Source organism: Saccharothrix sp. DSM 118769 (assembly GCF_052936295.1).
This window is the reverse complement of record NZ_CP193627.1, coordinates 5,178,597-5,203,190: the sequence shown is the minus strand read 5'-3', so window position 1 is coordinate 5,203,190 and position 24,594 is coordinate 5,178,597. Positions and strand designations below refer to the sequence as shown.

Below are 24,594 nucleotides of genomic sequence, written 5' to 3'. Positions count from 1 at the left end.
GGGCACGCGCGCCCGTGCCCAGAGAAGGATCGGCACACCTGCGTCGCGCCGGGTGCGCGTACGCGCACCGCCCTCACCCTGCCGCGCGACCGCGGCGGCGCGACATCCTCGCCCTGATCACCCCTGGCTCCGGGTCTTCGGTGGCCGGACAGGAAAGGGCGGACCAATGGACACCCGATCGGACACCCGGCGCGATCCCCGTGACGAGCTGCTGCGGCGACGGCTGCGAGGTCTCGGGTCCGCGGCGGCGAGCGGGATCACCCCCGCACCCCGCGACCGGCCGCTGCCGCTGTCGTGCGCGCAGCGCGGGCTGTGGCTGCTGGAGCAGATGCGGCCGGGCGGCGCCGACTACCTGATCCCGGTGCGGCTGCGCCTCGGCGCGGTGGACGTGCCCGCGCTGCGCGGTGCCCTGGACGCGCTGGTCGCCCGGCACGAGGTGCTGCGCACCCGCTACACCGTCGGCGATACCGGTGGCGAGCCGGCACAGGTGATCGACCCGCCCGGACCGGTGCCCTTCGAGCTGGTCGACATCGCCGCCCAGCCGGACTCGCTCACCGGCGTCCTCGTCGAGGCGGGCACCCGGCCGCTCGACCTGGCCGCCGACTGGCCGCTGCGGGCGCTGCTGGTCCGGCTCTCCGACGACGACCACGTGCTCCTCCTGTCCGTGCACCACATCGCCTCCGACGGAGCCTCCGAGACCATCCTCCTGTCCGAACTGGACAGCCTGTACTCGGCGCTCGTCACGGGTTCACCGTCCACGCTGCCACCGATGCCGGTCCAGTACGCGGACTTCGCCGCCTGGCAACGCGACCTCCTGGCGGCCGGGCAACTCGCCGGGAAGCTCGACCACTGGCGCGAGCAGCTCGCCTCGACCACCCCGCTGGAACTGCCGACCGACCGGCCCCGCGGGCCCGTCCGGGACAGCGCGGGTGCCGCCGAGCCGGTCACCGTGCCCGCCCCGCTGGCCGACGCGCTCACCCGGCTGGGCCGGGCGCAGGGCGCCACGCCCCACATGGTTCTGCTCGCCGCGTTCCAGCTCCTGCTCGCCCGCTACTGCGGGCAGGACGACGTGGTCGTGGGCAGCCCGGTCGCCGGGCGTGGCGAGGCCGCCACCGAGGGCCTGGTCGGCATGTTCGTCAACATGATCGCGCAGCGCGCCCGGTTGTCGGACCGCCTGTCCTTCACCGACTTCCTCGCCCGGGTGCGCGACACCGCCCTGGATGCCTACACCCACCAGGACGTGCCCTTCGACCTGGTGGTCGACGAGCTGGCCGGGGTACGCGACCCGTCCAGCACGCCGCTGTTCCAGGTGGTGTTCCAGCTCGTCGACGACAGCGGGCCGCGGTCGCTCCCCGGCCTCGGCGCCGAGCCCGAGCCCGTGGGGTGGGAGGTGGCCAAGTTCGACCTCGACCTCACCCTGGCCACCCGCGCGGACGGCTCGATCACCGGCCTGCTCGGGTACGCGACGGCCCTCTTCGACGCCGCGACCGCCCGCCGGGTGGCCGACCACTTCGTCCGGCTGCTGGAGAGCATCGTCGCCGACCCGCACGGCCGCGCCACCGGGCTGACCATGCTCCCCGACGCCGAGCGCGCCCGGCTGCTGGCCGCGGGCAACGGTCCCGAGCTGGTCCTCCCCGTCGAGGAGGGCTTGGGCGAGGTGTTCGCCGCGCAGGTCGCCCGCGCCCCGCACGCCGTCGCGGTGACCGCCGCGGGCGAGCACCTCACCTACGCCCAGCTCGACGCCCGCGCCAACCGGCTGGCCCACCGGCTGCGCTCCCTCGGCGCCCGCCCCGGGCGGCTGGTCGGCGTCAGCCTCGACCGGGGCGCGGACCTCGTCGTGGCGCTGCTCGGGGTGCTCAAGTCCGGGGCGGGCTACGTGCCGCTGGACCCCGAGCAGCCCGTCGACCGACTGGCCGTGATGCGCGCCGACGCCCGGGTGGACGTGGTGATCAGCCGCGGCGGGCTCGTCGAGTGGCCGGCGGGCGAGCGGGTCACCGCCGTGCTGCTCGACCAGGTGGACACCGACTGGCCCGACACCGCCCCCGAGCCCCTGGCCGGGCCGGGCGACGTCGCGTACGTGATCTACACCTCCGGGTCGACCGGCAGGCCGAAGGGCGTCCCGGTCACGCACGCGAACGTGCTGCGGCTGCTGCGGTCCAGCGCCGCCGACTTCGGCTTCGGCCCGGACGACGTGTGGACCCTGTTCCACTCCTACGCCTTCGACTTCTCCGTCTGGGAGCTGTGGGGCGCGCTGCTGCACGGCGGGCGCGTCGTCGTCGTGCCGTTCGCGGTGTCCCGTTCGCCGTGGGACTTCCTCAACCTGCTCGTCACCGAGGGCGTCACCGTGCTCAACCAGACCCCGTCGGCGTTCCGCGGGCTGGTCGACGCGGTCGTCGAGGCGCGCACACCGCCGAGTTCGCTGGCGCTGCGGACCGTCGTGCTCGGCGCCGAGGCCGTCGACACCACCGAGGTGGCGCCGTGGTTCGACCACTTCGGCGACGAACGACCCGCCGTGGTCAACATGTACGGGATCACCGAGACGACCGTGCACGTGACCCGCCGCAGGCTGCGGGCGGCCGACGTCGCCGCCGGGGCGCGCAGCCCCATCGGCGTGCCTCTGCCCGACCTGCGCCTCTACCTGCTCGACCGCGACCTCGACCCGGTGCCGGTCGGCGTGGTCGGCCAGCTGTACGTGTCCGGGCCGGGCCTGGCCCTCGGCTACCTCGGCCGCACCGTGTTCACCGCCGACCGGTTCGGGCCCGACCCGTACGCCCCGCGCCCCGGTGCCCGGATGTACCGCACCGGCGACCTGGCCCGCCGCACCCCCGACGGCGACCTGGAGTTCGTCGGCCGCGCCGACGAGCAGGTCAAGATCCGGGGCCACCGCATCGAGCCCGGCGAGGTCGAGGCCGCGCTCACCGGCCACCCCGCGGTCGCCCGCGCCGTGGTGCTCGCACGCCGCGCGCCCGGCTCGGGGGAGCAGCAGCTCGTCGCCTACGCCGTGCCGGTCGCCGATCGGCGGGTCGACGCCGCGGACCTGCGCGACCACCTCGGCGCGGTCCTGCCCGCCTACATGGTCCCGGCGGCCTTCGTGCTGCTGGAACGGTTCCCCGTGACCGCCAACGGGAAGGTCGACCGGGCGGCGCTGCCCGACCCCGCGACGGGCCGGGCCCCGCGCGCGGAGCGGGTCGCCCCCCGCGACCCGGCCGAGCAGGCCATGGCCGAACTGTGGGGCACCGCGCTCGGCGTCGGGCCGGTCGGCGTGGACGACAACTTCTTCGCCCTCGGCGGCGACTCCATCCGGGCCATCCAGGTGGTGGGCGCGCTGCGCGAACGCGGCCTGCCGGTCACGGTGCAGGACCTGATGCTGCACCAGACCGTCGAAGGTCTCACCCGGGTCGCCGGAGCGGCAGTCGGCCCGGTCGACGACCACCGGGTCGCCCCCTTCGAACTGGTCGGCGAGGCCGACCGGGCTGCGCTGCCGGAGGGCCTGGCCGACGCCTACCCGATGTCCATGGGCCAGACCGCGATGGTCTACGAGATGGTCGCGGACAAGGACGTCGGGCTCTACCACAACGTCACGCTGTTCCCGGTCGTCGACGACGCCCCGTTCGCGCTGCCCGCGCTGCGCGAGGCGGCGGCGCTGCTGGTGCGGCGGCACGAGATCCTGCGCACCAGCTTCGACCTGACCACCTTCCGCGAGCCCATGCAGCTCGTGCACCGCGACGCCCCCATGCACGTCGGGTACGACGACCTGCGCGGCCTCGCCGAGGACCGGGCCGACGCCGCCCTGGCCGAGTTCGTCGCCGAGGCCCGCCGCCACCCGCTGGACGTGACCGAGGCGCCCATGGTGCGCTTCCACGCCCACCAGACCGCCGAGCGCCGCTGGACGCTGGCGTTCGTCGAGTGCCACGCCGTCCTGGACGGCTGGAGCCACCACTCGCTGCTCGAAGAGCTGCTGGACACCTACCGCGCCTGCCGGGACGGCGTGGCGCCCCGCGTCCCGTCCCGGGTGCCGGTGCGCTTCGCCGACTTCATCGCGCTGGAGAAGCGCGCCATCGCCGACGAAGCCGACCAGGAGTTCTGGCGCGACCGGCTGGACCGCTTCGGCCGCGTCGAGCTGCCGCCCGGCTGGGCGGCGCCGGCGAGCCGCGACGGCCTGCCGCACCAGGTCAGCGTGCGGTACTCCGACCTGGAGCCCGGGTTGCGCGCGCTGGCCGCCGCGGCGGGCTCCTCCCTGAAGTCGGTGCTGTTCGCCGCGCACCTGACGGTGCTGAGCACGATCGGCGGCACGCGCCGGTTCCACACCGGGCTGGTGCACAACGGCAGGCTGGAGGAACCCGGTGGCGAGCTGGCCAGGGGCATGCACCTCAACCCGCTGCCGGTGTGCGTCGACCTGACCGCCACGACCTGGTCCGGGCTCGTCCGGCAGGTCTTCGCCGAGGAGGTGGCGGTCTGGCCGCACCGCAGGTTCCCGCTCGGCGAGCTCCAGCGCCGCTGGGGCGGTGAGCGGCCCCTGGTCGACATCTCCTTCGCCTACCTCGACTTCCACGTGTTCGACACCCGCCGGGTGGAGACGGCCAAGATCGTCGACGAGAGCTACAACGGGTTCGGCGTCGACGTGTGGAGCTTCCCCGGCGTCCTGCACTTCCGGGCCCAGGCCGACCGGATCGCCCCGGCGCACGCGCCCGCGCTCGCCGCGATGTACCGGCGGGTCCTCGAAGCCATGGCCGCCGATCCCGACGGCGACGTCCGCGGCGCCGCACTCGCGCACGCCGAGGTCGAGCGGCTGCTGTCGTTCGCGGCGGGCCCGGTCGCCGAGTACCCGGACGCCTGCGTGCACGAGCTGTTCGAGCGCCGGGTCGCCGCGACCCCGAGGGCGACCGCGCTGCGGTGCGCGGACGGGACCGAGGTCACCTTCGCCGACCTCAACGCCCGCGCCAACCGCCTGGCCCGCCACCTGCGCCGCCGGGGAGCCGGACCGGAGGACCTCGTCGGCGTGCTGCTGCGGCGCGGCCCGGACCTGGTGACCGCGCTGCTGGCCGTCCTCAAGGCGGGCGCGGCCTACCTGCCGCTCGACCCCGGCCACCCGGCGAAGCGGCTGGCCGCCGTGCTCACCGAGGCCGGCGCGACCACCGTGGTCACCGAGGACGCCCTCGCCGACCGGGTGCCCGACCGCGCGGCGGTCCTGGTCGCCGACCCGGCCATCGCCGCGGAGCCCGCCGACGACCTCGGCCGGACCGCCGCGCCGCGCTCGCTGGCCTACGTCATCTACACCTCCGGCTCGACCGGCACCCCCAAGGGCGTCCAGGTCGAGCACCGCAACCTGGTCAACTACCTGTGCTGGCGCGCGGACTCCGCCGGGAGCTCACCGCTGTACTCGTCGATGGCCTTCGACCTGCCGGTCACCTCGCTGTTCCCGGCGCTGCTGGCGGGCAGGCCGGTGACCCTGACCCCCGACGACGGCGCCCCCGCGATCGAAGGGCTCGTCGACGCCCTGCGCGGCGGCGGGTTCGGGCTGGTCAAGGTCACCCCGTCGCACCTGGCGGCACTCGCCCGGCTGCTGCCCGCCGAGGCCCTGGCCGCGGCCACCGACCGGCTCGTCGTCGGCGGCGAGGAACTGACCAGGGACGTGCTGGCCGCCTGGACCCGGCACGCCCCGGACACGCTGGTGGAGAACGAGTACGGTCCGACCGAGGCGACCGTGGGCTGCGCCGCGCACGTGCGCCCGGCCGGTGACCTCGACGCCGGGCCGGTGCCGATCGGCCGCCCGGCCGCGAACACCGTGTTGCGCGTGCTGGACGCCGACCTGCGGCCGGTGCCGATCGGCGTGCTCGGTGAGCTGCACATCGGCGGGGCCCAGCTGGCCCGCGGCTACCGCGGCCGCCCCGACCTCACGGCGGACCGGTTCGTGCCGGACCCGTACGCGGTCGGCGAGCGGCTCTACCGCACCGGCGACCTGGTCCGGTACCGGCCCGACGGCGTGCTGGAGTTCGCGGGCCGCGCCGACGACCAGGTCAAGATCCGCGGTTACCGGGTCGAGCTCGGCGAGGTGGAGTCGGTGCTGCGCGCCTGCGCCGCGCTGCGCGAGGTCGCCGTCCGCGCCCGCCGCACCGCCCACGGCGACCAGGAGCTGGTGGCCTACCTGGTGCCCGCGGACGAGGGCGGACCGGACCCCGCCGGGTTGCCCGACCTGCTCGCGGGCGTCGTGCCCGAATACCTGGTCCCGTCGGCGTGGGTCGTGCTCGACGAGCTCCCCACCACCCCCAGCGGCAAGCTCGACACCAAGGCGCTGCCGGAGCCGGCGGCGACGGCCCGCGCCGCGCTCGCCCCCCGCACGGCGGTGGAGAACATCCTCGCCACCGTGCTCGCCAAGGCGCTCGGCGTCGACCAGGTGGGCGTCGACGTGCCCTTCAGCGACCTCGGTGTGCACTCGCTGCTGGTGATCCGAGTGCTGGTGGAGCTGCGCGAAGAGCACGGCCTCCCGGTGGAGCTGCGCGACTTCTACGCCAACCGCACGGTGATGGACCTGGCCACGGCGGTGGACCCGGCCATCCAGGGCGGCTTCCCGCCCACCTTGGCCGCGTCGGTGGAGTCGGCGGCGTCGTGGGCGGGCGAGGCCGTGGTGTGGCTGCGCCGCACCGGGGACAAGCCCCCTCTGTTCTGCATGTACCCCGGTGGCGGCCTGTGGTACAGGGGGCTGGCCGACCGGATCGGCGTCGACCGGCCGGTGGCCGCGCTGGAGTGGCCCGGCCTGCACCGCGACACCCCGCCGCCGCAGGGCATCGCGAGCGTGGCCGCGCTGTTCGTCGAGCAGGTCCGCGCGCTGCGCCCGCACGGCCCGTACCACCTGCTCGGTTGGTGCGCCGGTGGCCTGGTCACCGGCGAGATGGCCCGCGTGATGCAGCGCGACGGCGACCAGGTCACGCTGATGCTGCTCGACCCCGCCCAGGACTTCTACAAGCGGGAGAGCATGTGGGAGGAGACCGCCGTCTTCCTGCGCGGCGAGAACCTGCTCCAACAGCTCGACGTCGCGACCAGCGCCGAGGAGGTCGCCGAGGTGCGGCGCCAGTTCGCCGAGGTGCTCGACTACATCATCGACGAGGGCACCAAGGAGCCGCCCAACCCCGGGGACACGTTCTGGCCGCGCCGCATCCGGGTGTGGCGCGAGCTGACCCAGGCGATGCTCGGCTACCGCCAGCGCCCCTACCCCGGGCGCACCCACCTGCTCGTGGGCGACGAGCTGGCCGACGGCCTGCACAGCACCAACCAGGGGCAGACCTACGCGCAGTACCAGGACCGCTGGGTCAAGCTGGCCCCGGGCGGTCTCAAGATCCACCGGGTCGGCGGCGACCACATGGGCGTGCTGCGCCCGCCGCACGTGGCGAACCTCGCCGGGCTGCTGACGACGCTCATGGAGGCGACCGAGGAGGTCGGCCCGTGACCTCCGGTACCGCCGCCGTCCACGGCCCCGAGGTGGCCGGGGTGGACCTGGAGCAGGCCACCATCCCGGACCTGCACCGCGCGATGGACGCGGGTCGGCTGACCTCGGCCGAGCTGACCGCGTTCTACCTGGACCGCATCCGCGCGCTCAACCCCCGCCTGCACGCGGTGGTCGCGACCAACCCGGACGCCCGGCGCCTGGCGGAGGAGAGCGACCGCCGCAGGCGCGCGGGCGGGCGGCTCGGGCCGCTGGACGGCATCCCGGTGCTGCTCAAGGACAACATCGACACCGCGGACCGGCAGCCGACCACCGCGGGCTCCCTCGCCCTGCTCGGGGCGCGGCCGGCCGCGGACGCCCACCTGGTGCGGCGGCTGCGCGCCGCCGGGGCGGTGGTCCTCGGGAAGGCCAACCTGTCGGAGTGGGCGAACTTCCGCGACCGGCGCTCCTCCAGCGGGTGGAGCGCGGTCGGCGGGCAGACCGCCAACCCGTACGCGCTCGACCGCAACACCTGCGGCTCGTCGAGCGGTTCGGCGGCGGCGGTCGCGGCGCACCTGGCCCCGGTCGCGGTCGGCACGGAGACCAACGGGTCGATCGTCACCGCGGCGGGCGCCACCGGCGTCGTCGGCGTCAAGCCGAGCACCGGGCTGGTCAGCCGCCACGGCCTGGTGCCGATCTCGGGGGTGCAGGACACCGCCGGGCCCATGGCCCGCACCGTCACCGACGCGGCGATCCTGCTGGGCGTGCTCAGCGGCCGCGACGGCGCGGACCCGGCCACCGCGCACGCCCCCGAGCGCCCGGATTACACGGGGTTCCTGGACCCGAACGCGTTGCGCGACAAGAGGATCGGTGTGTGGGACCCGACCCGCGGCACCAGCCCGGAGACCATGGTGGCCTTCGCCCGCGCCGTGGCGCTGCTGGAGTCGGCGGGTGCGACCGCGGTCGAGGTGGCGATCCCGGAGCTGGACGCGGTGGGCCGCGCCGAGCTGCCCGCGATGACGCACGAGTTCAAGCACGGCATCAACCGGTACCTGGCGGCGACTCCCGGCGACCACCCGCCGGACCTGGCCGGGCTGATCGCCTTCAACGAGGCCAACGCGGAGGCCGAGATGGGCCACTTCGGGCAGGAGCTGTTCGAGGAGGCGCAGGCCACCTCGGGTAACCCGGGCGACCCGGAGTACCTGCGCCTGCGCGCGGCGGCGAGCGGCGCCGCCCGCCGGGGGCTGGACGACACCCTCCGCGCGCACGGGCTGGACGCGGTCGCGGCGCCGACGAACGCCCCGGCGTGGCGGACCACCCTGGGCCAGGGCGACCGGTACCTGTTCGGCTCGTCCACGCCCGCCGCGGTGTCCGGTTACGCCAACGCCACCGTCCCGATGGGGTTCGTCGGCGCGCTGCCGGTCGGCTTGTCGATCATGGCGGGCCGCTACGGCGAGCCCGCGGTGCTGGCGCTGGCCTACGCGTTCGAGCAGGTCGCGCGTGCTCGCAGGCCACCGGGGTTCCTGCCGACCTGCTGAGCGCCGGGCCGTCGGAGCGACCCGGCGCGGACCGCGTGCGCGACGGCGGCGTCCACGTCCACCCCCGCGGGCTTGCCCATGCCGTTCCCGGCCAACCCCGTTCCCGGCCACCCCGTTCCCGGCCACACAGACGCACCCGATGCTGCCGTTCCTTCCCTGCCGGCCCGACCGCCGCGGGCAGCACGCTGGGGCGAGCACACCACGGAGGTTGCCATGCCCGACCCCGCACGTCGTCACCTGATCTCCACCGACGACCTCGACGACGCCGACCTGCGCTGGATCGCGCACCGCGGGGTCGAGCACGCCCTCGGCGAGCGGGCGGGCGGGCGCACGCTGCGCGACCCGGTCGTCGGTGTGCTGTTCCGCAAGACCTCGACCAGGACGCGGACCGCCTTCTCGGCCGGGGCGCTGCGGCTGGGCGCGCAGCTGTTCGGCCGGGTGAAAGGGGTGCGCGTCCTCCACGTCGGCGAGGGCGACAACACCGCGTCGGCGCCGGCGCCCTCCCGGTTCCCGGGCGCGGAACTGCGCCTGCGCACGCCCCTGGGCCACGGACCGGACCAGCGGTTCCCCGACCGGGCGGAGGTCAACGCCCAGCACAGCGGCGCCGTGGTGGCGCAGCGGCACGACCTGCCCGCCCACCGCGGCGAGGAGGTCGCCGCCGACGTGCTCGACGGACCGGCCGGCCGCGCCTTCGCGCAGGCCCAGAACAAGTACCACAGCGCCCGCGCCGTACCGGAGTGGTGCGCGGGCGCCGACATCCAGGGGGAGCGGCCGAGCCATGACTGACGACGTGTTCCTGCCGGGCGGGCAGTGGCGACTCTGGACGGAGTTCGCCCTGCGCGGCCCCGGGTTCCCCGCCTCGGGCGTGCTGCGACTGGCGCCCTCCGGTCTCGCCGAGGCCGCGGACAAGTTCGACGACGACTCCCCGCTCACCGGCCCGGAGTGGACGGCCTTCGAGGACCTGCTCTCCGAGGCGATGGTGAACAACGTGCGTGAACTGCAGCGGATCGCCGCGACACCGGCGTTCCGGGCTGCGGTGGCCTGGCAGAACCCGGCGGTGCTCGACAGGGCGATCGGGCTGTTCCTGGCGTGGGACCCGTCGGTCGACGGCCGGACCAGCAAGCGGCGCGAGCGCGAGGAGCTGGTGGCGCACTACTGGCAGCGGTTCTGCGTGAAGAACGACACGATCGGCTTCTTCGGCCCGGTGGGCTGGGGCCGGTGGGACGAGTCGGTCAGCGGCGTGCACGTCGACCCGGGAACGGGCCTGGTCGCCGGATCGACCGTCTACTTCTCCAGCTGGGCCGTCGACGCGGTGGCACGCGTGATCGGCGCAGACCCGCGGATGCGCGCGTGGATCGCGCCGCGCCGCGTGCCGTTCGTCCGCGTTGACGGGCACGTCGGCGGGCACGTCGGCGGGGGCGAGGCGCGCATGCCCGGCGTGCCGCCGCGGTGGCTGGAGCCGCTGGAACGGGAACTGCTCGTCCGCTGCGACGGCACCCGGCTGCCCGGGCAGCTCGCGGCGGACGTGTCCGACAACCTCGGCGAGGAGGTGACCGAGGACGCCGTCGTGGGCGTGCTCGACGGGCTGGTGCGCCGGCGCCTGCTCGTGTGGCGGCTGGAAGTGCCGACGTGCGCGCACCCCGAGCGGCACCTGCGGGACCTGCTGGACCGGGTGGCCGACCCCGCCGCGCGGCGGGACGCGCTGACCAAGGTGGCCGTGCTCGAACGCGGCGCGGAGCGCATCCGGGCGGCCGGCACCGACGCCGACGCCCTGTCGGCGGCGTTCACCGCGCTGGAGACCGAGTTCGAGGAGCTGACCCAGGTCGCCGCGCAGCGCACCAAGGGCACCCGCACCGCGCCGTGCCGCGCGCTGATCTACTCCGACTGCCGCAGATCGGCCACCGTTCGCCTCGGCACCGACGTCCGCGATGCGCTGACGCCGCTCACCCTGTGCCTGACCGCCGCCCGCTGGATGACGGCCCGGTTCGCCGAGGCCGTCGGCGCCCGCGTCCGGCAGGTCTACGAGCGCCTGCGCGGCCGGGGCGGCACCGTGGACCTCGCCTCGCTGTGGATGGAGTGCCTGCCCGCACCGCACGGGGAGTCGATCGCCGACCTCGACCTGATCCAGGCCGAGCTGCGCGCGCGCTGGGCGCGGGTTCTGGCCGTCCCCGACGGAGCCCGCAGGGTCCAGCGGTCCACCGAGGACATCGCCGACCGGGTGCGCGAGGAGTTCGGGGAGCCGGGACCGACCTGGCCGCAGGCCCGCTACGTCAGCCCGGACGTGTTCGTCGTCGCCGAGGACGCCGCCGAGGTGGCGCGCGGGAACTTCGAGCTGGTGCTGGGCGAGCTGCACATCGCGATGAACACCACCAGCACGTCGCTGTGGGTGATGCAGCACCCGGACGCCGACCGGCTGCTCGCCGAGACCGCGACCGACTTCCCCGGCCCGCGGTTGCTGCCGATGCTGCCCAAGGAGCAGCCGCCGCGGTGGTCGGCACGCAGCCGCATCGCCCTGGACCGGCCGGAGGACTACTACGTGGCACTGGTCGACCACACCGTGGACCCGCGGCGGGAGCGCACGGTGCTCAGCGCCGACGTCCAGGTCCTCGAGCGCGGCGACGACCTGGTGGCCGTGCTGCCCGACGGCGCGGAGTTCGACCTGCTCGACGTCTTCAGCAACGCGATGACCAACCGGGTCATGGACCGGTTCTCCCTGCGTGCCGACGCCGACCACTCGCCGCGGGTGTCGGTGGACCGGCTGGTGGTGGCGCGGGAGTCGTGGTCGGTGCCCGTGGCCGACGCGGTCTTCGCCGAGGAGAAGACCGAGGCGCGCCGGTTCGTCGCGGCGCGGCGGTGGGCGAGGTCGCTGGGTCTGCCGCGGTACGCGTTCGTGGTGCTGGCCGGGGAACCGCGACCGTTCTACGTGGACTTCGACGCCCCGGTGTACGTGAACGTCTTCGCCAAGGCGGTGCGCCGCCTGGCCCGCCGCGACGCCGACGGCCGGGTGGTGGTGACCGAGATGCTGCCGTCCCCCGAGCAGGCGTGGCTGGTCGACGACGCGGGGGAGCGCTACACCTCGGAGCTGCGGTTCGTCGCGGTCGACCAGTCCGGCCGATGACCGTCGACGTGCACCGCTCCGGCGCCGCGGGCGTGCTCGCCGCGGCGCGGCGGATCGCGGGCCGGGTCCGCCGCACGCCCCTGCTGTCGCCGGACGGCGTGCCGGGGTTCCTGCTCAAAGCCGAGCACCTGCAGTTCGGCGGTTCGTTCAAGACGCGCGGCGCGGCCAACGCGATGCTCGACGTGGCCGCCACCCGGGTCGTGACCGGCTCGTCGGGCAACCACGGCATCGCGGTCGCCCGGCTGGGCGCCGCGCTGGGCGTCGAGGTGACGGTGGTCGTCGCGGCGGGCGCCCGCGCGGACAAGCTGGACGTCGTCCGCGGGCTCGGCGCCGCGGTCGTCGAGGTGCCCGGCGGCGTGGCCGAGCGGGACCGGTGCGCGCGCGAGCTCGCGCTCGACTCCGGGGCCGTGTTCGTGCCGTCCTCCGACCACCGCTTGGTGGTCGCGGGCGCGGGGACCGTGGGGCTCGAGGTGTTCGAGGACGTCCCGGACCTGGACGAGATCTTCGTGCCGACCGGGGGTGGCGGCCTGCTGGCCGGGGTGTGCCTGGCTGCCGACGGGCTGCGCGCGCGGACGCGCATCACCGGTGTGGAGCCCGCCGGTGCGCCGCGCTACGCCCGGTCGATCGCCGCGGGCCGCCCGGTCGAGGTCCCGCCCTCGGACACCGTCGCCGACGGGCTGCGCGGCCAGCGCCCCGGCGAGATCCCGTTCCCGATCGTCCAGCACCGGGTCGACGCGATGCTCTCGGTCACCGACGAGGCCATCCTCGACGCGATGGACCTGCTGCACCGCAACGGCGTGGCGGCGGAGCCCAGCGGCAGCGCCGCCCTCGCGGGTGCGCTGCTCGCCCGGCCGCGCGGGCGGGTCGCCGTCATCGTCTCCGGCGGGAACACGCCCCGGCAGCCCGCGCGCCGCCCGACCCCGACGACGTGAGGAGTGCTACCGGCATGGTGTGGTTGAGCGAGCGGTGGCGGCTGTGGGACCAGTTCGCGGTGCGCGGTGCGGGGTTCCCCGCCGACGGCGTGCTCAGGCTGGCCCCGGACGGGCTCGCCGCGGCCGCCGACGAGCTGGGTCCGGTTCTCTCCGGGCCGACGTGGGAGCTGTTCGAGGAGCGGTTCGCCGAGTCGGCCGTGGAAACCGCCGTCGAGCTGCAAGCGGTGGCCGCCCTGCCCGCGTTCCGGGCAGCGGTCCAGTGGCAGAACCCCGCCGCGCTGCGGACCGGTGTCGACCCGTTCACCGCGTGGCGCCCCTCCGCGGCGGGCCGCACCAGCAAGCCCCGGCAGCGCGAGGAGTTGGTGGCGCACTACTGGCAGCGGTTCTGCGTGAAGAACGACACGATCGGCTTCTTCGGCCCGGTGGGGTGGGGCCGGTGGGACGGAACGATCCCCGGGCTGGAGGTCGACGCCGGTCGCGGCCTGGTCGCCCGGTCCACCGTGTACTTCTCCAGCTGGTCGGTCGACGCGCTCGCGGGCGTGCTGAGCGCGGACCCGGCCGCGCGGCGGTGGATCGCGCCGCGCCGGGTCCCGTTCGTCCGCGTCGACGAGGACGTCGACGGGGGCGCGGTCGTGCTGCCGGGCCTGCCCCCCACGACCATCCCGGCGGAGCTGCGCGGCGTCCTCGACCTCTGCGACGGCGTCCGCACCGAGCAGGCGATCCAACGGGAGCTGGGGGACGGGGTCGACGTCGCCGCCGCGCTGGCGGAGCTGTGCCGCCGCCGCTGGGTCGTCCAGCGGCTGGACCTGCCCGCGGGGGCCCGTCCGGAGCGGCACCTGCGTGCGTGGCTGACCGGCGTCGGGGACGCCGATCTGCGCCACCGCGGCCTCGCGGTGCTCGACGGGCTCGAACGCGCCCGCGACCAGGTGCGCACGGCGGCGCACGCGGACCTGCCCGCCGCGCTCGACGCCCTGGCCTGCGAGTTCACCGCGGTGACCGGCGCGGCCACCACCCGCACCAAGGGCGCGGGCACCGCGCCCGGCCGCGGACTGGTGTACGCGGACTGCGTCCGCGCGGGCAGCACCCGCGTCGGGGCCGGGGTGCTGACCGCCCTCGCCCCGCTCGACCTCCTGCTGACCGCCGCGTCCTGGTTGACCGCGCGGCTGGCCGACGCGGTGCTGGACGGCGTCCGGCGGGTCCACGCGGACCTCGCCGCCGCCGGGTCGGTCGACCTGGCCGCGTTCTGGTTCGCGTGCATGCCGGTCCTGCACGGCACCGCGGCGGCCGAGGCGGAGTCGCTGCGCCGCGCGCTGTCCACCAGGTGGGCGCGGGTCCTCGACATCGCGCCGGGCGCCCGGCGGGTCCGGGTCCGCGGCACCGACATCGCCGACCGGGTGCGGGAGGCGTTCGGCGAGCCCGGCGCCCGCTGGGGCGCGGCCCGTTACGCCAGCCCGGACGTCTTCGTCGTCGCCGCCGACGACGAGCACCTGCGCCGAGGGGATGTCGACCTGGTGCTCGGCGAGCTGCACGTCGCGGCCAACACCCTCGGCGCGTCCCTGTTCGTCAACCAGCACCCCGCGCCGGGGGAGCTGGTGGCCGAGACGACGACCGACTTCCCCGGTCCGCGCCTGCTGCCGGTGCTGCCCAAAGAGCACCGGTCACGGCTGTCGACCCGCATCCACTACTCGCTGGCGCGCCCGGAGGACTACCGCGTCGCCCTGGTCGACAACACGGCCGACCTCCGGCGCGACCGCGCGGTGCTCAGCGCCGACGCCCGCGTGCGCGAGCGCGGCGGCGACCTGGTGGCCGTGCTGCCCGACGGCGCCGAGTTCCCCGTGCTCGACGTGTTCGGCCACGTGCTCACCACGCTGGCCATGGACCTGTTCCAGGTCCTGCCCGCCGACGCCGACCACACGCCCCGGGTGGCGGTCGACCGGCTGGTGGTGGCCCGGGAGTCCTGGTCGGTGGACGTGGGCGCGCTGACCTTCGCCGAGCAGAAGTCGGAGGCGCGGCGGTTCGTGCTGGCGAGGGCGTGGGCGAGGTCGCTGGGCCTGCCGCGGTTCGCGTTCGCGGTGCTGCCCGGCGAGCCACGACCGTTCTACGTGGACTTCGACGCGCCGGTGTACGTGAACGTGCTGGCCAAGGCGGTGCGCAGGCTCGCCCGCCGCGCCCCCGCGGGCCGGGTGGTGGTGACGGAGATGCTGCCGACCCCGGAGCAGGCGTGGCTGGTCGACGACGCGGGCGCGCGGTACACCTCGGAGCTGCGCTTCGTCGCGGTCGACCGGCCCGATCGGTGACCCGCGCCACCGCGGCCGGTCCGTCTGCGCGCCCTTCCCGCGGCGCGCCGAGCCGGCGCGGGTCAGTCCCGCTCGGCCGCGTCCCGGCCGACGAACGCCGCCGCGTACGCCCCGAGCGCGATCCGGTTGGGCTGCCCGGTCTTGGTCATGATGTTGCAGACGTGCCGCTCGACCGTGCGCGGGGACAGGTGCAGCCGCGCCGCGATCTCGTGGTTGCCCAGTCGCCCGACCAGCCAGCCCAGCACCTCGTACTCGCGCGGCGTGATCCCGGCCGAGCGCAGGGCGGGTGGGATCCGGTCGACCCCGGTGCGCCGCTGCGGCACCCGCGCACCCGCGCGGCGCAGCAGCGCGCGGCAAGCGTCCGCCACCGTGGTCACCCCGCGGCCGTAGAAGTAGGTCTCGGCGGTCCGCAGCCACGCGGCCGGGTCGCCCCAGCCGTCCTTCAGCGCCGCTTCGCCGACCAGCCGCAGACCCAGGTTGCGGGCCATCGGGTAGGGCTCGCCCACGTCCTCGGCCGCGGCGACCGCGCGCGCGGCGTCGGCGGTGCGGCCCGAGCGGCCCAGCAGGACCGCGTCGGCGAACGCCGTGAACTGCCGGTCCCAGCGCAGCGCGCTGGCCGGGTCGGAGGTCACCGTGCCGTGCTCGGCCCGGTCCGCGTCACCGGAGAGCACTCGCAGCAGCACGTGCAGGCCGTGGCGGCCGGAGAGGTGGTGGATGCTCGACCCGTCGTGCACGCCGGACACCGCGCGGGTGGTGTCGGCGAGGGCGCGCGGGCGGTCCTCCTCCAGCAGCGAGCAGAACGCGCCGGAGAGCCCGTGCACGTGCGCGGCGTGCGACGTCGTGTTGCCCCCGCGGCGCACGAACTCGGCCATCGAGTCGTCCACCCCGGCGCGGTCGCACTCGTGCGCGGCGAGCACCGCGCGCAGCAGGGTCATGCGCCTGGTGGTGTCCAGCAGGTGTAATCGGCTCGTGGACGCGTGCACCTCGTCGATGAGCGCGCGGGCGGCGGCGTACTCGCCCCGCAGGATCAGGTGCAGGGCGATGCCCGCGTCGGCCTGGTGGCGTGCGGTGACCGCGCCCGCCCGGTGGGCCCGGTCGCGGGCGCGCTCCAGCCGGGCCACGTCGCCGTGGCGCAGCGCGTCGTCGTCACCGAGCCGGATCAGCGCGTGGATCTGCCAGATCGGCAGGCCGTGCCGCATCGCGAGGGAATGGGCGCGTTCCAGGCACACCGTGGCCTCGTCGGGGTCGCGGTGCCGGACGATCGAGCCGAGCAGCTGCCACGCCTGACAGGCCACGACCGGCAGCGGCGCGGAGTCGGCGACGGCCACCGCCTTGCGCGCGATCCGCTCCGCGGCGCCCAGTTGGCCGGTCCCGACCCGGTCGAGGGCCAGGTGCGCGTCGACCACGTCCAGCGGCGCGGTGTCCTCGGCCGCCGCGTCCGGCGCCAGCAGCGCCCGCGCCGCCTCCACCTGCGACTGCGCCCGGTCCGCCAGCCCGGCGACGGTGGCCGCCCAGGCCAGCTGGGTGTGCAGGGCGGCGCGCTGCCGCGGGATCAGGTCGTGCACGCGCTGCGCGTCGCCGACCGAGGCCAGCGCCTGCTCCACCAGCCCCGCCTCGGCCAGCGCGGGCACCAGCTCGCCCAGCACGGTGGCCCGGGTCGACGGCTCCTCGGCCAGCAGTTCCCACGCCCTGGTCAGCAGGGTTGCGGCCGACTTCGCCGCGCCGAGCGCCAAGGCGCGGCAGCCCGCCTCGGCGAAATGCCTGCCCGCCGCCTGCCGGTCGCCCGCGTCCAGCCGGAGCCGCGCCGCCACCTCGCACCACTCGCCGGGGTGGTCGGGGTGGAGGGTGTCGACGGCGTCGGCGACCGAGGCCGCCAGCCGGGCCTGCTCGCCGTCGCCGAGCTGCGCCAGGACCGCCTCCCGGCTGAGCTGGTGGTGGAAGGCGTACCAGTCGGGCGACTGCTCGTCCGGCGCCACCAGGTGACCGGCCAGGTCGTCCTGGAGCAGGCTCAGCAGGGCGTGGTCGGTCAGCCCGGTGACCAGCCGCACCACCGGCAGCGGGAACCGCGAGCCGAACGTCGCCGCGACCGCCAGCACCTCGCGGGTCCGCGGGCCGACGCCCGCCACCCGCCGCGCGAGCGGGCGCGACAGCCCGGCGGTCAGCGTCGGGGCCAGGTCCGGCGCGAGCGACCACGAGTCCCCGTCGCTGGTGATCACGCCGTCGTCGGCCATGATCGTGACCAGTTCCTCGGCCGTGAACGGGTTGCCCGCGCTGCCCGCCCACAACAGGTCCACGATGTCGTCCGGGACGCGGTCGGGGTCGACCTCCAGGCAGGAACCGGCGAGCGGGTGCAGATCGGCCCGGGTCAGCCGGTCCAGTTCGATCGGCGTGCAGCGCCCCCGCTGCGCCGCCGTGGCGGCCAGTACGCGCGCGGCGCACTCCTCGTCGCGGAGGGCGACCACCAGCAGGACGGGCTGCCGGTCGATGTTGTCCACCAGGTACTCGAGCGCGGAGAGCGTCTCGGCGTCGGCGTCGTGCAGGTCGTCGAGGGCGATCAGGCAGCCGCGACCGCGACCGACCAGGCCGGTCAGCTGCAGGATCGACTCGGCGAGCACGACCAGGGAGTCGCCGTCGTACCCCGCGGGCGGCTCGCCCCACCCGGGCACGATCCGGCCGAGGATCGGCCCGTACGGTCCCAGCTCGGCGGGGTCCACCGGTTCCGCGCGGAGCAGGTAGAGGATCGCTTCGGTCAGCGGGCGGAACGGTGCGGTCGGGCCGATGCTGCTGGCGCGCCCCCGCAGCAGGCCCATGCCCGCCGCGTGCCCCAGTTCGGTGGCGGCCGAGAGCAGCCGCGACTTGCCGATACCGGGCTCACCGGTGACGAAGACGGTCCGGCCGCGCCCGTTGCCCGCGTCGGCGATCGCGTCGGCGATCACGTGCAGTTCCCGTTCACGACCGACCAGTTCCGTCGAACGATGAGCCACAATCGGATATTAGCACCCGAGTGTGAATCCACATGGAAAACTGTTAACCGATGAAGGATGTGGATCCGTTGGGCTGAAAGCGATTCCGGGGCGTCCGCAGGCAGCAATTCACTACCACCGACCGGCGCACCGGAAACACCCGTGGACCCGGCCCCGGCTCGCGTCCGCGACATTCACGCTTCGCCGCAGTCGGCTATCCCGTTGCGGTGATCGCCGCGGGGCTCAGCAGCAGGATCGACGGCACCCGCCGGGGCGCGGCCAGCCGCAGCAGCCCGTACCCGATGCCGGCGAGCCCGGTCAGCAGGCCGGGGGTCGTCGTCGTGCCCGGGACCCCGCACGCCGGCCCGTACCTGCGCAGGACGTCGAGCACCTGGCCGGTGCGGCGCCGCAGCGCATCGGCCGTCGGGTCGTGGCGCGCCCGCGACCCCGAGAGCAGGCCCAGCACCTCCAGCACCCCCATCTCGCCGTGGCACAGGGAGAGGTCCCGGCGCACCGGACCGTCGGCGAACGCCGTCCCCGCGCCCACCAGCGCGACGCCCGCGCCGCCGCGGCACCACGCGTCCGGCACCGGGGCGCCGCGCGCGGCCACGTCCTCGGCGACCCTGGCCCCGAGGCGCGACCCCGCATCGCGGTGCGCGGTCTCGGGGCCGAGGGTGGCCAGCGCCCAGCCGATCCCGGCGAGCCCGTCGGCGAACGCCACCGGCAACCGTGCCCGGTCCCGGTCGGGGCGGTCGACGAGGCGGGTGAGCCGATCGGCGCAGCCGCGCGCGACCTCGCCCGCCCCGTCGAGCCCGAGGTCGACCTGCACGGCGGTCATCGCGGCGAGGCACCCGGCGAGCCCGCCGACCCAGCCCGGCTCGGTCACCGCGGGCACCGACCCGTCGGCGAGCGCCACCAGGCGCGCCGCGCGGTGCCGCAGGGCGCGGTCGTCGAGCAGCAGGCTCAGCCGCCCCAGGCCGTAGGCGACGCCGCCCAGACCGGCCAGCCCGCCCCAGCCGACGGCGTCGACGAGGTCCGGCCTGCCGGCGAACGCGTCGACCATCCCCGTGGTGCCCGCGACGGCGCGCACGGCCTGGTCGGCGTAGCGGGCGACGCCGGTGACGGCGGCGAGCTGGGCCAGGAACACGGCGACGCCGAGGCTGCCGTTGCCGAGGCTGACGCCCAGCGGCGACAGCGACCACCGGCGGTCCGCGACCGCTTCGACACCGAGCCAGTTCACCCGGTCCCCGCCGAAGGCGCGCACGACGAGCCGGTCGGCGACGGCGCAGGTCGCCGCGATGAGCTGGTCGGGGTGGACCACCGGCCCGACGCGCGGCGCGGCGATCGGCGCGGCGGTCGGGTGCGCTGTCACGCGGTGGCGGGTGGCCAGCGCCGCCGAGATGATCCACTCCTGGTTCGCGCGGTCCACCTCGTCCAGCCCGGACAACGTGTCGATCGACGCGGCGACGCCGGACCGGGGGAGAGGAACGGGCAGCGGCGCGCCCGAGGGCGCGCGCAGCCGACCGCGACCGGCGGACGCGGTGAACACCGGCACCTCGCCGTTCCGCAGGGCGGTGACCTCGTGGTCGGCGAGCTGGGCCGGGATCCCGGTCCGGTCCGCCACCAGCGCGGACAGCACCCGGTCCCGGTCGAGCGCGTCGCGCAGCACCTCCGGGCGCGTGGTCTCGTCCAGCACCGCGCGGTAGTGCGCGACCGGTCTGGCGAGCACCCGCACGTCGATGTCGGCGCAGGCCGCGATGGCCTCGGCGAAAGTGCCGCGGTAGGCCGTGATGGCGTCGTAGGCCTGCCGGAAACCGGTCAGCAGCGCGGATCGGTGGTCGCCGGGGGTCGAGGGCCGACCGGCCGGGCCGGTGAGCAGACCGATGCGGTGCACCGAGGCCCGCAGCGCCTCCTCGGCCGGGTCGTGGTCGGGCGACGGGGCCACGTCGGGGTCGAACAGCGCCTGGACGTCGACGAGCACCGGTGTGTCACCGTCGGCGACCACGTTGGTGTGGTGCAGGCCGGTCGCCCGCAACAGGTGCAGCAGCGCCAGGAGCGCGCCTTGTCCGCGGTGGAAGCGGCCGGCTGCCGAAGCGTCGGGAACGCCGTTCCCGGCCACGAACTCCGACCAGCCGTACCCCGGTCGGGGCAGGGCCCGCGCGGCGCGGACGCGGAAGTCGGGGACCACCCCGGCGAGCAGGCCCACGAACTCCCCCACGCGAACCTGCGCCAGCACGTCGTGCGAGTGGTAGACGACGCGGTTGCCGTCGGCGAACCGCACCAGCACCGGTGGTGGGGCACCGCCGTGCCGGTCCCCGGGGACGAGCGCGGCGACCGGGCCGGGGTCCGTGCCGCCGAGCAGGGAGTCGACCACGAGCGCGCGGTCGGCGGCGAGGCGGTCGAGCAGGTCCAGCGTCGCCACGGCGGTGCGGTCGCACGCCTGCGCGAGCAGTCGGGCCAGCACCGGGTAGGTGGTCACCAGTTCGGCCAGCCCGGCGGGGGAGCTGAGGTGGCGGGTGAAGCCGGGGAGCCCCGTCCAGGGGCGGGCGCTCCTCTCGTCCCCGGCCCGCGACCGCCGCAGTTCGGTGACGAGCGTGCGAGCGGCGATGTCGACGAGGCGATCGCCGAGGGCGGTGCCGGTACTTGCCAGCACCCCCGGCGGGGCCGCTGCGCCGGAGCCCTCGGTGATCCGGGCGACGGCGTCGTCGGTGAACGGCCGCAACACGCGGGTGAACGCCGCGCGCCAGGTCCCGCCCAGCTCGACCGCCGTCCTCACCGGTGCCGCCCGGCGCACGACCCGCTCCACCGTGGCCGCCCAGTCCGGGCGGCGCACCCCGGTGGGAGGACCACCGAGCAGCTCGTCACACGCGGTCCCGGGACCCGGTCCGGGCTCGGTGCAGCCGCGGGGGAGCGCGATTCGGCGGTCGTCCTGTCGAGCGGCGGACCCGGAGGTGGCGTGCCCGCCGCGTTCATGAGGGGCCAGACCCGGCAACCACCACGCCTCGGGAAGGACGGCCGCGGTGGTCGGGTGGACAGGCTTCGGCATGCCGAAGAGCCTGCCACCGGTGTGTTGCGCGGTCATGCGTGTCCGACCCCCACACTCTTGCGCCGGCCCGCTCCCGCATGCGGCGCGCCGTCGCCACGGATGGCGCAACGGCGGATGTCCGCCCAGCTCAGCCGGTCCACGCGAAAGTACGGGAACGGGACCGATGCGTGGTCGACCGCCGACCGCCGATCCTGTAGCCGGGGGTTTTGATGGACGGTTGAGGAGGAATCGATGGGTGAACCGGTGCCGGTCAACGCGGTGGCGCTCGACCCGATGCTGGAAGCCGGGGCGATAGCGGCGCTGCACAGCTGTCCCGACCTCGTCGTCGTGCTGCCCGGCCGGCCGGCCGCGGTCACCGTGGTCATCGTCGACGACATCGGCGAACAGGGCCTGGACCTCGTGCGCGCCGTGCGCGGCGCGGACCACCGGCCCGAGGTGGTGCTGGTGGCGACCGACGTGGCGCCGCACGAGGCGCTGCACGCGATCGCCGCGGGCGCCCGCGGGCTGCTCCGTCGCTCCGAGGCCACCGCGGGCAGGCTGGCGCGTACCGTGCTCGCCGCCGCGAGCGGCGACTCCACGGTTCCGCCGGACATGCTGGGCAGGCTGGTGACGACCGCCTCCACCACGACCGACCGGAAGGCGTCGGCTCTCAGCGACCGCGAGCGCAGCGTCCTGCGCCTGGTCGCCGAAGGCCGCGAAACCGAGGAGATCGCCCGTGAACTGTCCTACTCGGCGCGCACCGTGGTGAGCGTGGTCCACGACATCACCAACCGCTTCCGCCTCCGCAACCGCGCCCACGCGGTGGCCTACGCCCTGCGGACGGGCCTGTTATGACCGCCGTCGACCTCCTGTGCGTGTGCCTCCGGACCCCGGACCCGACCTCCCGCGACCGCCTGCTCGCCACGCTGCGACAGGCCGGCATAGCCATCGCCCCCACCCCCGAGCACGCCTCCGCCCCGGTGGTCCTGGCCGCCGCCCGCACGGTCGACGAAGCCCTCGACGCCTCGGGCCGCCCCACCACCCGCCGGGTACTGGTCATCGCCGAGACCTTCTCCCCGGCCGAAGCCGCCCGGGCGGTGCGGGCAGGCGCGGACGCCCTCCTCCGCTCCGCCCACGCCACCCCCACCCGCCTGCTCAACACCCTGCACTCCCTCCACGACGGCGACGGTCGCCTGCCCCACGACCTCCTGGTCCGGGTCGTCGGTCGGGGCATGCTCACGAAACCACGACACCTGCCCGCCCTCACCGACCGCCAGGTCGTCGTGCTCCACCTCATGGCCGACGGCTTGGACAACGCCACCATCGCCCACTCGCTGTCCTGCTCGGCCCACACCGTCAAGAACGTCATCTACGAGCTGATGACCCGCCTCAACGCCCGCAACCGAGCCCACGCCGTAGCCGCCGCGGTCCGCTCCGGCCTCATCTAGTACCTGCCCTCGAAGCCGGATGAGCACGGTGGCCGGGATGCGGCGCCGGCGCAGGTGGGAGCGGATGGCGCGGCTGGAGCAGCCCTTGTCCGCGATCACCCGGTTCGGCCGCGGCCGTCGCAGGTCAGGTGGTCCTGGTGGTGGGTCCGCCGCGGGAGCGGCCGATGGCGCGATCACCTGGCTCGCCGTGCCCGCCGCACGCCCCGACCACCCCTGTGCGGGATGCGGTGGTGGTCGTGCGGCGGGCTCTGGCGACCTCGCGGTCGAGTTCGTCGATCGCCTCGGCGATGACGCGGACCTTCGTCACGAGTGCGGTGAGGGTGCCGTCGCGCGACCGGCGCCGGAACCGGTCGTGGACCGTCTTCCGCGGCCCGTGGCGTTCGGGCAGGTCTCATCGGTTGCTCGTGTCTGCGTACCACGACCCAAGGTCGAAGCGAACGGGTCTGGGGTCGACCCGTCCTGACGGACGGGGTGAGGATCAGGATGTCCGTCAAGACGGGTCAAGCCCCATCTACTTCCTGTTGGCGATGTGCCTGTTCCCGGAGGTCGGCTACCGGCTGGTCTGGCAGAAGCTGATCGGAGGACTGGCCGGTCTCGCGGTGGCCGAGCCGTCGGCGAAAGCCTTGCGGGATCTGCGTCGCAGACTCGGCGGCGCGCCGATGCGCCGCCTGTTCAAGGTGCTGTCCGGGCCGCTGGCCCAACCTTGCACGCCCGGTGTCCGGTTCGGGACCTACCGCATGGTCTCCTTCGACGGCTGCAGCTCGATCAGGGTCCCCGACACCGCCCGTAACCGGGCCTGGCTCGATTCCCCGGGCAACGGCGGCTACCCCCTGGTGGAGCTGATGACACTGGTCGAGACCGGCACGAGAGCGCTGATCGGCGCGGTGTTCGGCCCCACCCGCGAGGGCGAGACCGACTACGCCAGACGCCTGCCGCACCTTCTCACCCCGGACATGGTGGTGTTGTGGGCCAAGGGTTTCGACAGCAACGCCTTCCTCGCCGACGTGCACGCCACCGGCGCGAAGATCCTGGGACGGCTGCGCGACAACCGGCGCATCCCCGTCCTGGCCCGTCTCGTCGACGGCTCCTACCTGTCCACGATCGGCGCCGTGCGGGTGCGGGTCGTCGACGCGCGGATCACCGTGACCATGGCAGGCGGGACCACGTTCACCGGCACCTATCGGCTGGTCACGACCCTGACCGACGCCCGCCGCTACCCGGCCGCCGTCCTGGTCGCCCTCTACCACCAGCGGTGGGAACACGAATCGGCGTACTACGCCCTGCGCCACACGATCACCGGCGGACGCGTCCTGCGCTCGGGCGACCCGGCCGGGCTCGAGCAGGAGATGTGGTCCCTGCTCACGCTCCACCAACTCCTGCGCACCGTCATGGTCGACGCCGCTGAGTCCCGGCCCGGCACCGACCCGGACCGCTGCGGGTTCACCATCGCCTTGCACGCCGCCCGCGACCAGGTCGTCCAGGCAGCCGGCATCGTCTCCGACGACACCGGACACGCCGGGGTCATCGCGCGTCGGGTCCTGGCCGCGCTCCTCCCGTCCCGACGGCCACGGGTGAGCACCCGCAGCCCGCGCTGCCCACCGCTTCCCGGGACGACCGCAACATCACCCCCGCCGAGCGTCGCAGGCACCGGATTCTGATCCTGCTGCAGGAAGATCCCACCCGTCTCTGGCGACCCCGCGACATCGCGCTCCACTTCGGCGACACCACCCTCGACACCATGTACAGACAGCTCTCCCGATGGGCCGACAGCCGATTCATCCACAAGATCGACCCCGGTCTCTATGCCGCCACGACCTGGTCGCCGACTTCCTTGCAGGAGAACGGAAATCCTT

At 75.2% G+C, this 24,594-nt stretch carries 12 protein-coding genes; 9 read left to right on the top strand and 3 right to left on the bottom strand.

Going from position 1 to position 24,594, the window contains the following annotated elements; translation table 11 throughout:
- Nucleotides 1–166: 166 nt before the first annotated feature.
- The 6 genes from ACRAKJ_RS22325 to ACRAKJ_RS22300 all read left to right on the top strand — a co-directional run bounded on the left by ACRAKJ_RS22325 (nucleotide 167) and on the right by ACRAKJ_RS22300 (nucleotide 15,305).
- Nucleotides 167–7,444 carry an amino acid adenylation domain-containing protein gene (locus ACRAKJ_RS22325; RefSeq protein ID WP_438919876.1) on the top strand — a complete coding sequence of 2,426 codons (7,278 nt, stop codon included), beginning with the start codon at nucleotides 167–169 and terminating at the stop codon, nucleotides 7,442–7,444.
- Entirely contained in the window at nucleotides 7,441–8,958 is a 1,518-nt protein-coding gene (locus tag ACRAKJ_RS22320) for an amidase (protein WP_438919877.1), read from the top strand. Before ACRAKJ_RS22325 ends, ACRAKJ_RS22320 begins: the two co-directional genes overlap by 4 nt.
- 213 nt (nucleotides 8,959–9,171) lie before the next feature.
- Nucleotides 9,172–9,744: a hypothetical protein gene (locus ACRAKJ_RS22315; protein ID WP_438919878.1), complete on the top strand. Its 573-nt coding sequence runs from the start codon at nucleotides 9,172–9,174 to the stop codon at nucleotides 9,742–9,744.
- Entirely contained in the window at nucleotides 9,737–12,076 is a 2,340-nt protein-coding gene (locus ACRAKJ_RS22310) for a lantibiotic dehydratase (protein ID WP_438919879.1), read from the top strand. The genes ACRAKJ_RS22315 and ACRAKJ_RS22310 overlap by 8 nt, the downstream gene beginning before the upstream one ends.
- Nucleotides 12,073–13,008, top strand: a complete 936-nt coding sequence (locus ACRAKJ_RS22305; RefSeq protein ID WP_438919880.1) for a pyridoxal-phosphate dependent enzyme — start codon at nucleotides 12,073–12,075, stop codon at nucleotides 13,006–13,008. Before ACRAKJ_RS22310 ends, ACRAKJ_RS22305 begins: the two co-directional genes overlap by 4 nt.
- A 14-nt stretch (nucleotides 13,009–13,022) precedes the next feature.
- Entirely contained in the window at nucleotides 13,023–15,305 is a 2,283-nt protein-coding gene (locus ACRAKJ_RS22300) for a lantibiotic dehydratase (RefSeq protein ID WP_438919881.1), read from the top strand.
- A gap of 62 nt (nucleotides 15,306–15,367) precedes the next feature.
- On the opposite strand, the gene ACRAKJ_RS22295 is transcribed toward ACRAKJ_RS22300, so the two are convergent.
- Complete coding sequence (locus ACRAKJ_RS22295) at nucleotides 15,368–18,289, bottom strand: AAA family ATPase (RefSeq protein ID WP_438919882.1); 2,922 nt, start codon at nucleotides 18,287–18,289, stop codon at nucleotides 15,368–15,370.
- Between the two features lie 193 nt (nucleotides 18,290–18,482).
- Nucleotides 18,483–21,314, bottom strand: a complete 2,832-nt coding sequence (locus tag ACRAKJ_RS22290; RefSeq protein ID WP_438919883.1) for a type 2 lanthipeptide synthetase LanM family protein — start codon at nucleotides 21,312–21,314, stop codon at nucleotides 18,483–18,485.
- A 231-nt stretch (nucleotides 21,315–21,545) separates the two neighbouring features.
- Here ACRAKJ_RS22290 and ACRAKJ_RS22285 point away from each other — a divergent pair, with 231 nt between their 5' ends.
- Nucleotides 21,546–22,148, top strand: a complete 603-nt coding sequence (locus ACRAKJ_RS22285; RefSeq protein ID WP_438919884.1) for a LuxR C-terminal-related transcriptional regulator — start codon at nucleotides 21,546–21,548, stop codon at nucleotides 22,146–22,148.
- The gene (locus ACRAKJ_RS22280) at nucleotides 22,145–22,741 is read left to right on the top strand and encodes a LuxR C-terminal-related transcriptional regulator (RefSeq protein WP_438919885.1); all 597 of its coding nucleotides are present in this window, start codon (nucleotides 22,145–22,147) and stop codon (nucleotides 22,739–22,741) included. Before ACRAKJ_RS22285 ends, ACRAKJ_RS22280 begins: the two co-directional genes overlap by 4 nt.
- Nucleotides 22,742–22,865: 124 nt before the next feature.
- Here the strand turns inward: ACRAKJ_RS22280 and ACRAKJ_RS22275 are convergent, their stop codons facing one another.
- A complete protein-coding gene (locus ACRAKJ_RS22275) occupies nucleotides 22,866–23,048 on the bottom strand; it encodes a hypothetical protein (RefSeq protein ID WP_438919886.1) in 183 nt (60 codons plus the stop codon).
- On the opposite strand from ACRAKJ_RS22275, the gene ACRAKJ_RS22270 reads away from it, so the two are divergent.
- Nucleotides 23,029–24,399 (top strand): transposase domain-containing protein, encoded by a 1,371-nt coding sequence (locus ACRAKJ_RS22270; RefSeq protein ID WP_438919887.1) that lies wholly within the window; start codon nucleotides 23,029–23,031, stop codon nucleotides 24,397–24,399. The genes ACRAKJ_RS22275 and ACRAKJ_RS22270 overlap by 20 nt on opposite strands.
- Nucleotides 24,400–24,594 lie beyond the last annotated feature (195 nt).

What these genes read in the sequence shown, in the direction of transcription:
- ACRAKJ_RS22305 (WP_438919880.1), top strand. Translation starts at nt 12,073, where the DNA reads ATGACCGTCGACGTGCACCGCTCCGGCGCCGCGGGCGTGCTCGCCGCG.
- ACRAKJ_RS22270 (WP_438919887.1), top strand. Translation starts at nt 23,029, where the DNA reads ATGACGCGGACCTTCGTCACGAGTGCGGTGAGGGTGCCGTCGCGCGAC.
- ACRAKJ_RS22290 (WP_438919883.1), bottom strand. Translation starts at nt 21,314, where the DNA reads ATGCCGAAGCCTGTCCACCCGACCACCGCGGCCGTCCTTCCCGAGGCG.
- ACRAKJ_RS22315 (WP_438919878.1), top strand. Translation starts at nt 9,172, where the DNA reads ATGCCCGACCCCGCACGTCGTCACCTGATCTCCACCGACGACCTCGAC.
- ACRAKJ_RS22325 (WP_438919876.1), top strand. Translation starts at nt 167, where the DNA reads ATGGACACCCGATCGGACACCCGGCGCGATCCCCGTGACGAGCTGCTG.
- ACRAKJ_RS22310 (WP_438919879.1), top strand. Translation starts at nt 9,737, where the DNA reads ATGACTGACGACGTGTTCCTGCCGGGCGGGCAGTGGCGACTCTGGACG.
- ACRAKJ_RS22280 (WP_438919885.1), top strand. Translation starts at nt 22,145, where the DNA reads ATGACCGCCGTCGACCTCCTGTGCGTGTGCCTCCGGACCCCGGACCCG.
- ACRAKJ_RS22285 (WP_438919884.1), top strand. Translation starts at nt 21,546, where the DNA reads ATGGGTGAACCGGTGCCGGTCAACGCGGTGGCGCTCGACCCGATGCTG.
- ACRAKJ_RS22300 (WP_438919881.1), top strand. Translation starts at nt 13,023, where the DNA reads ATGGTGTGGTTGAGCGAGCGGTGGCGGCTGTGGGACCAGTTCGCGGTG.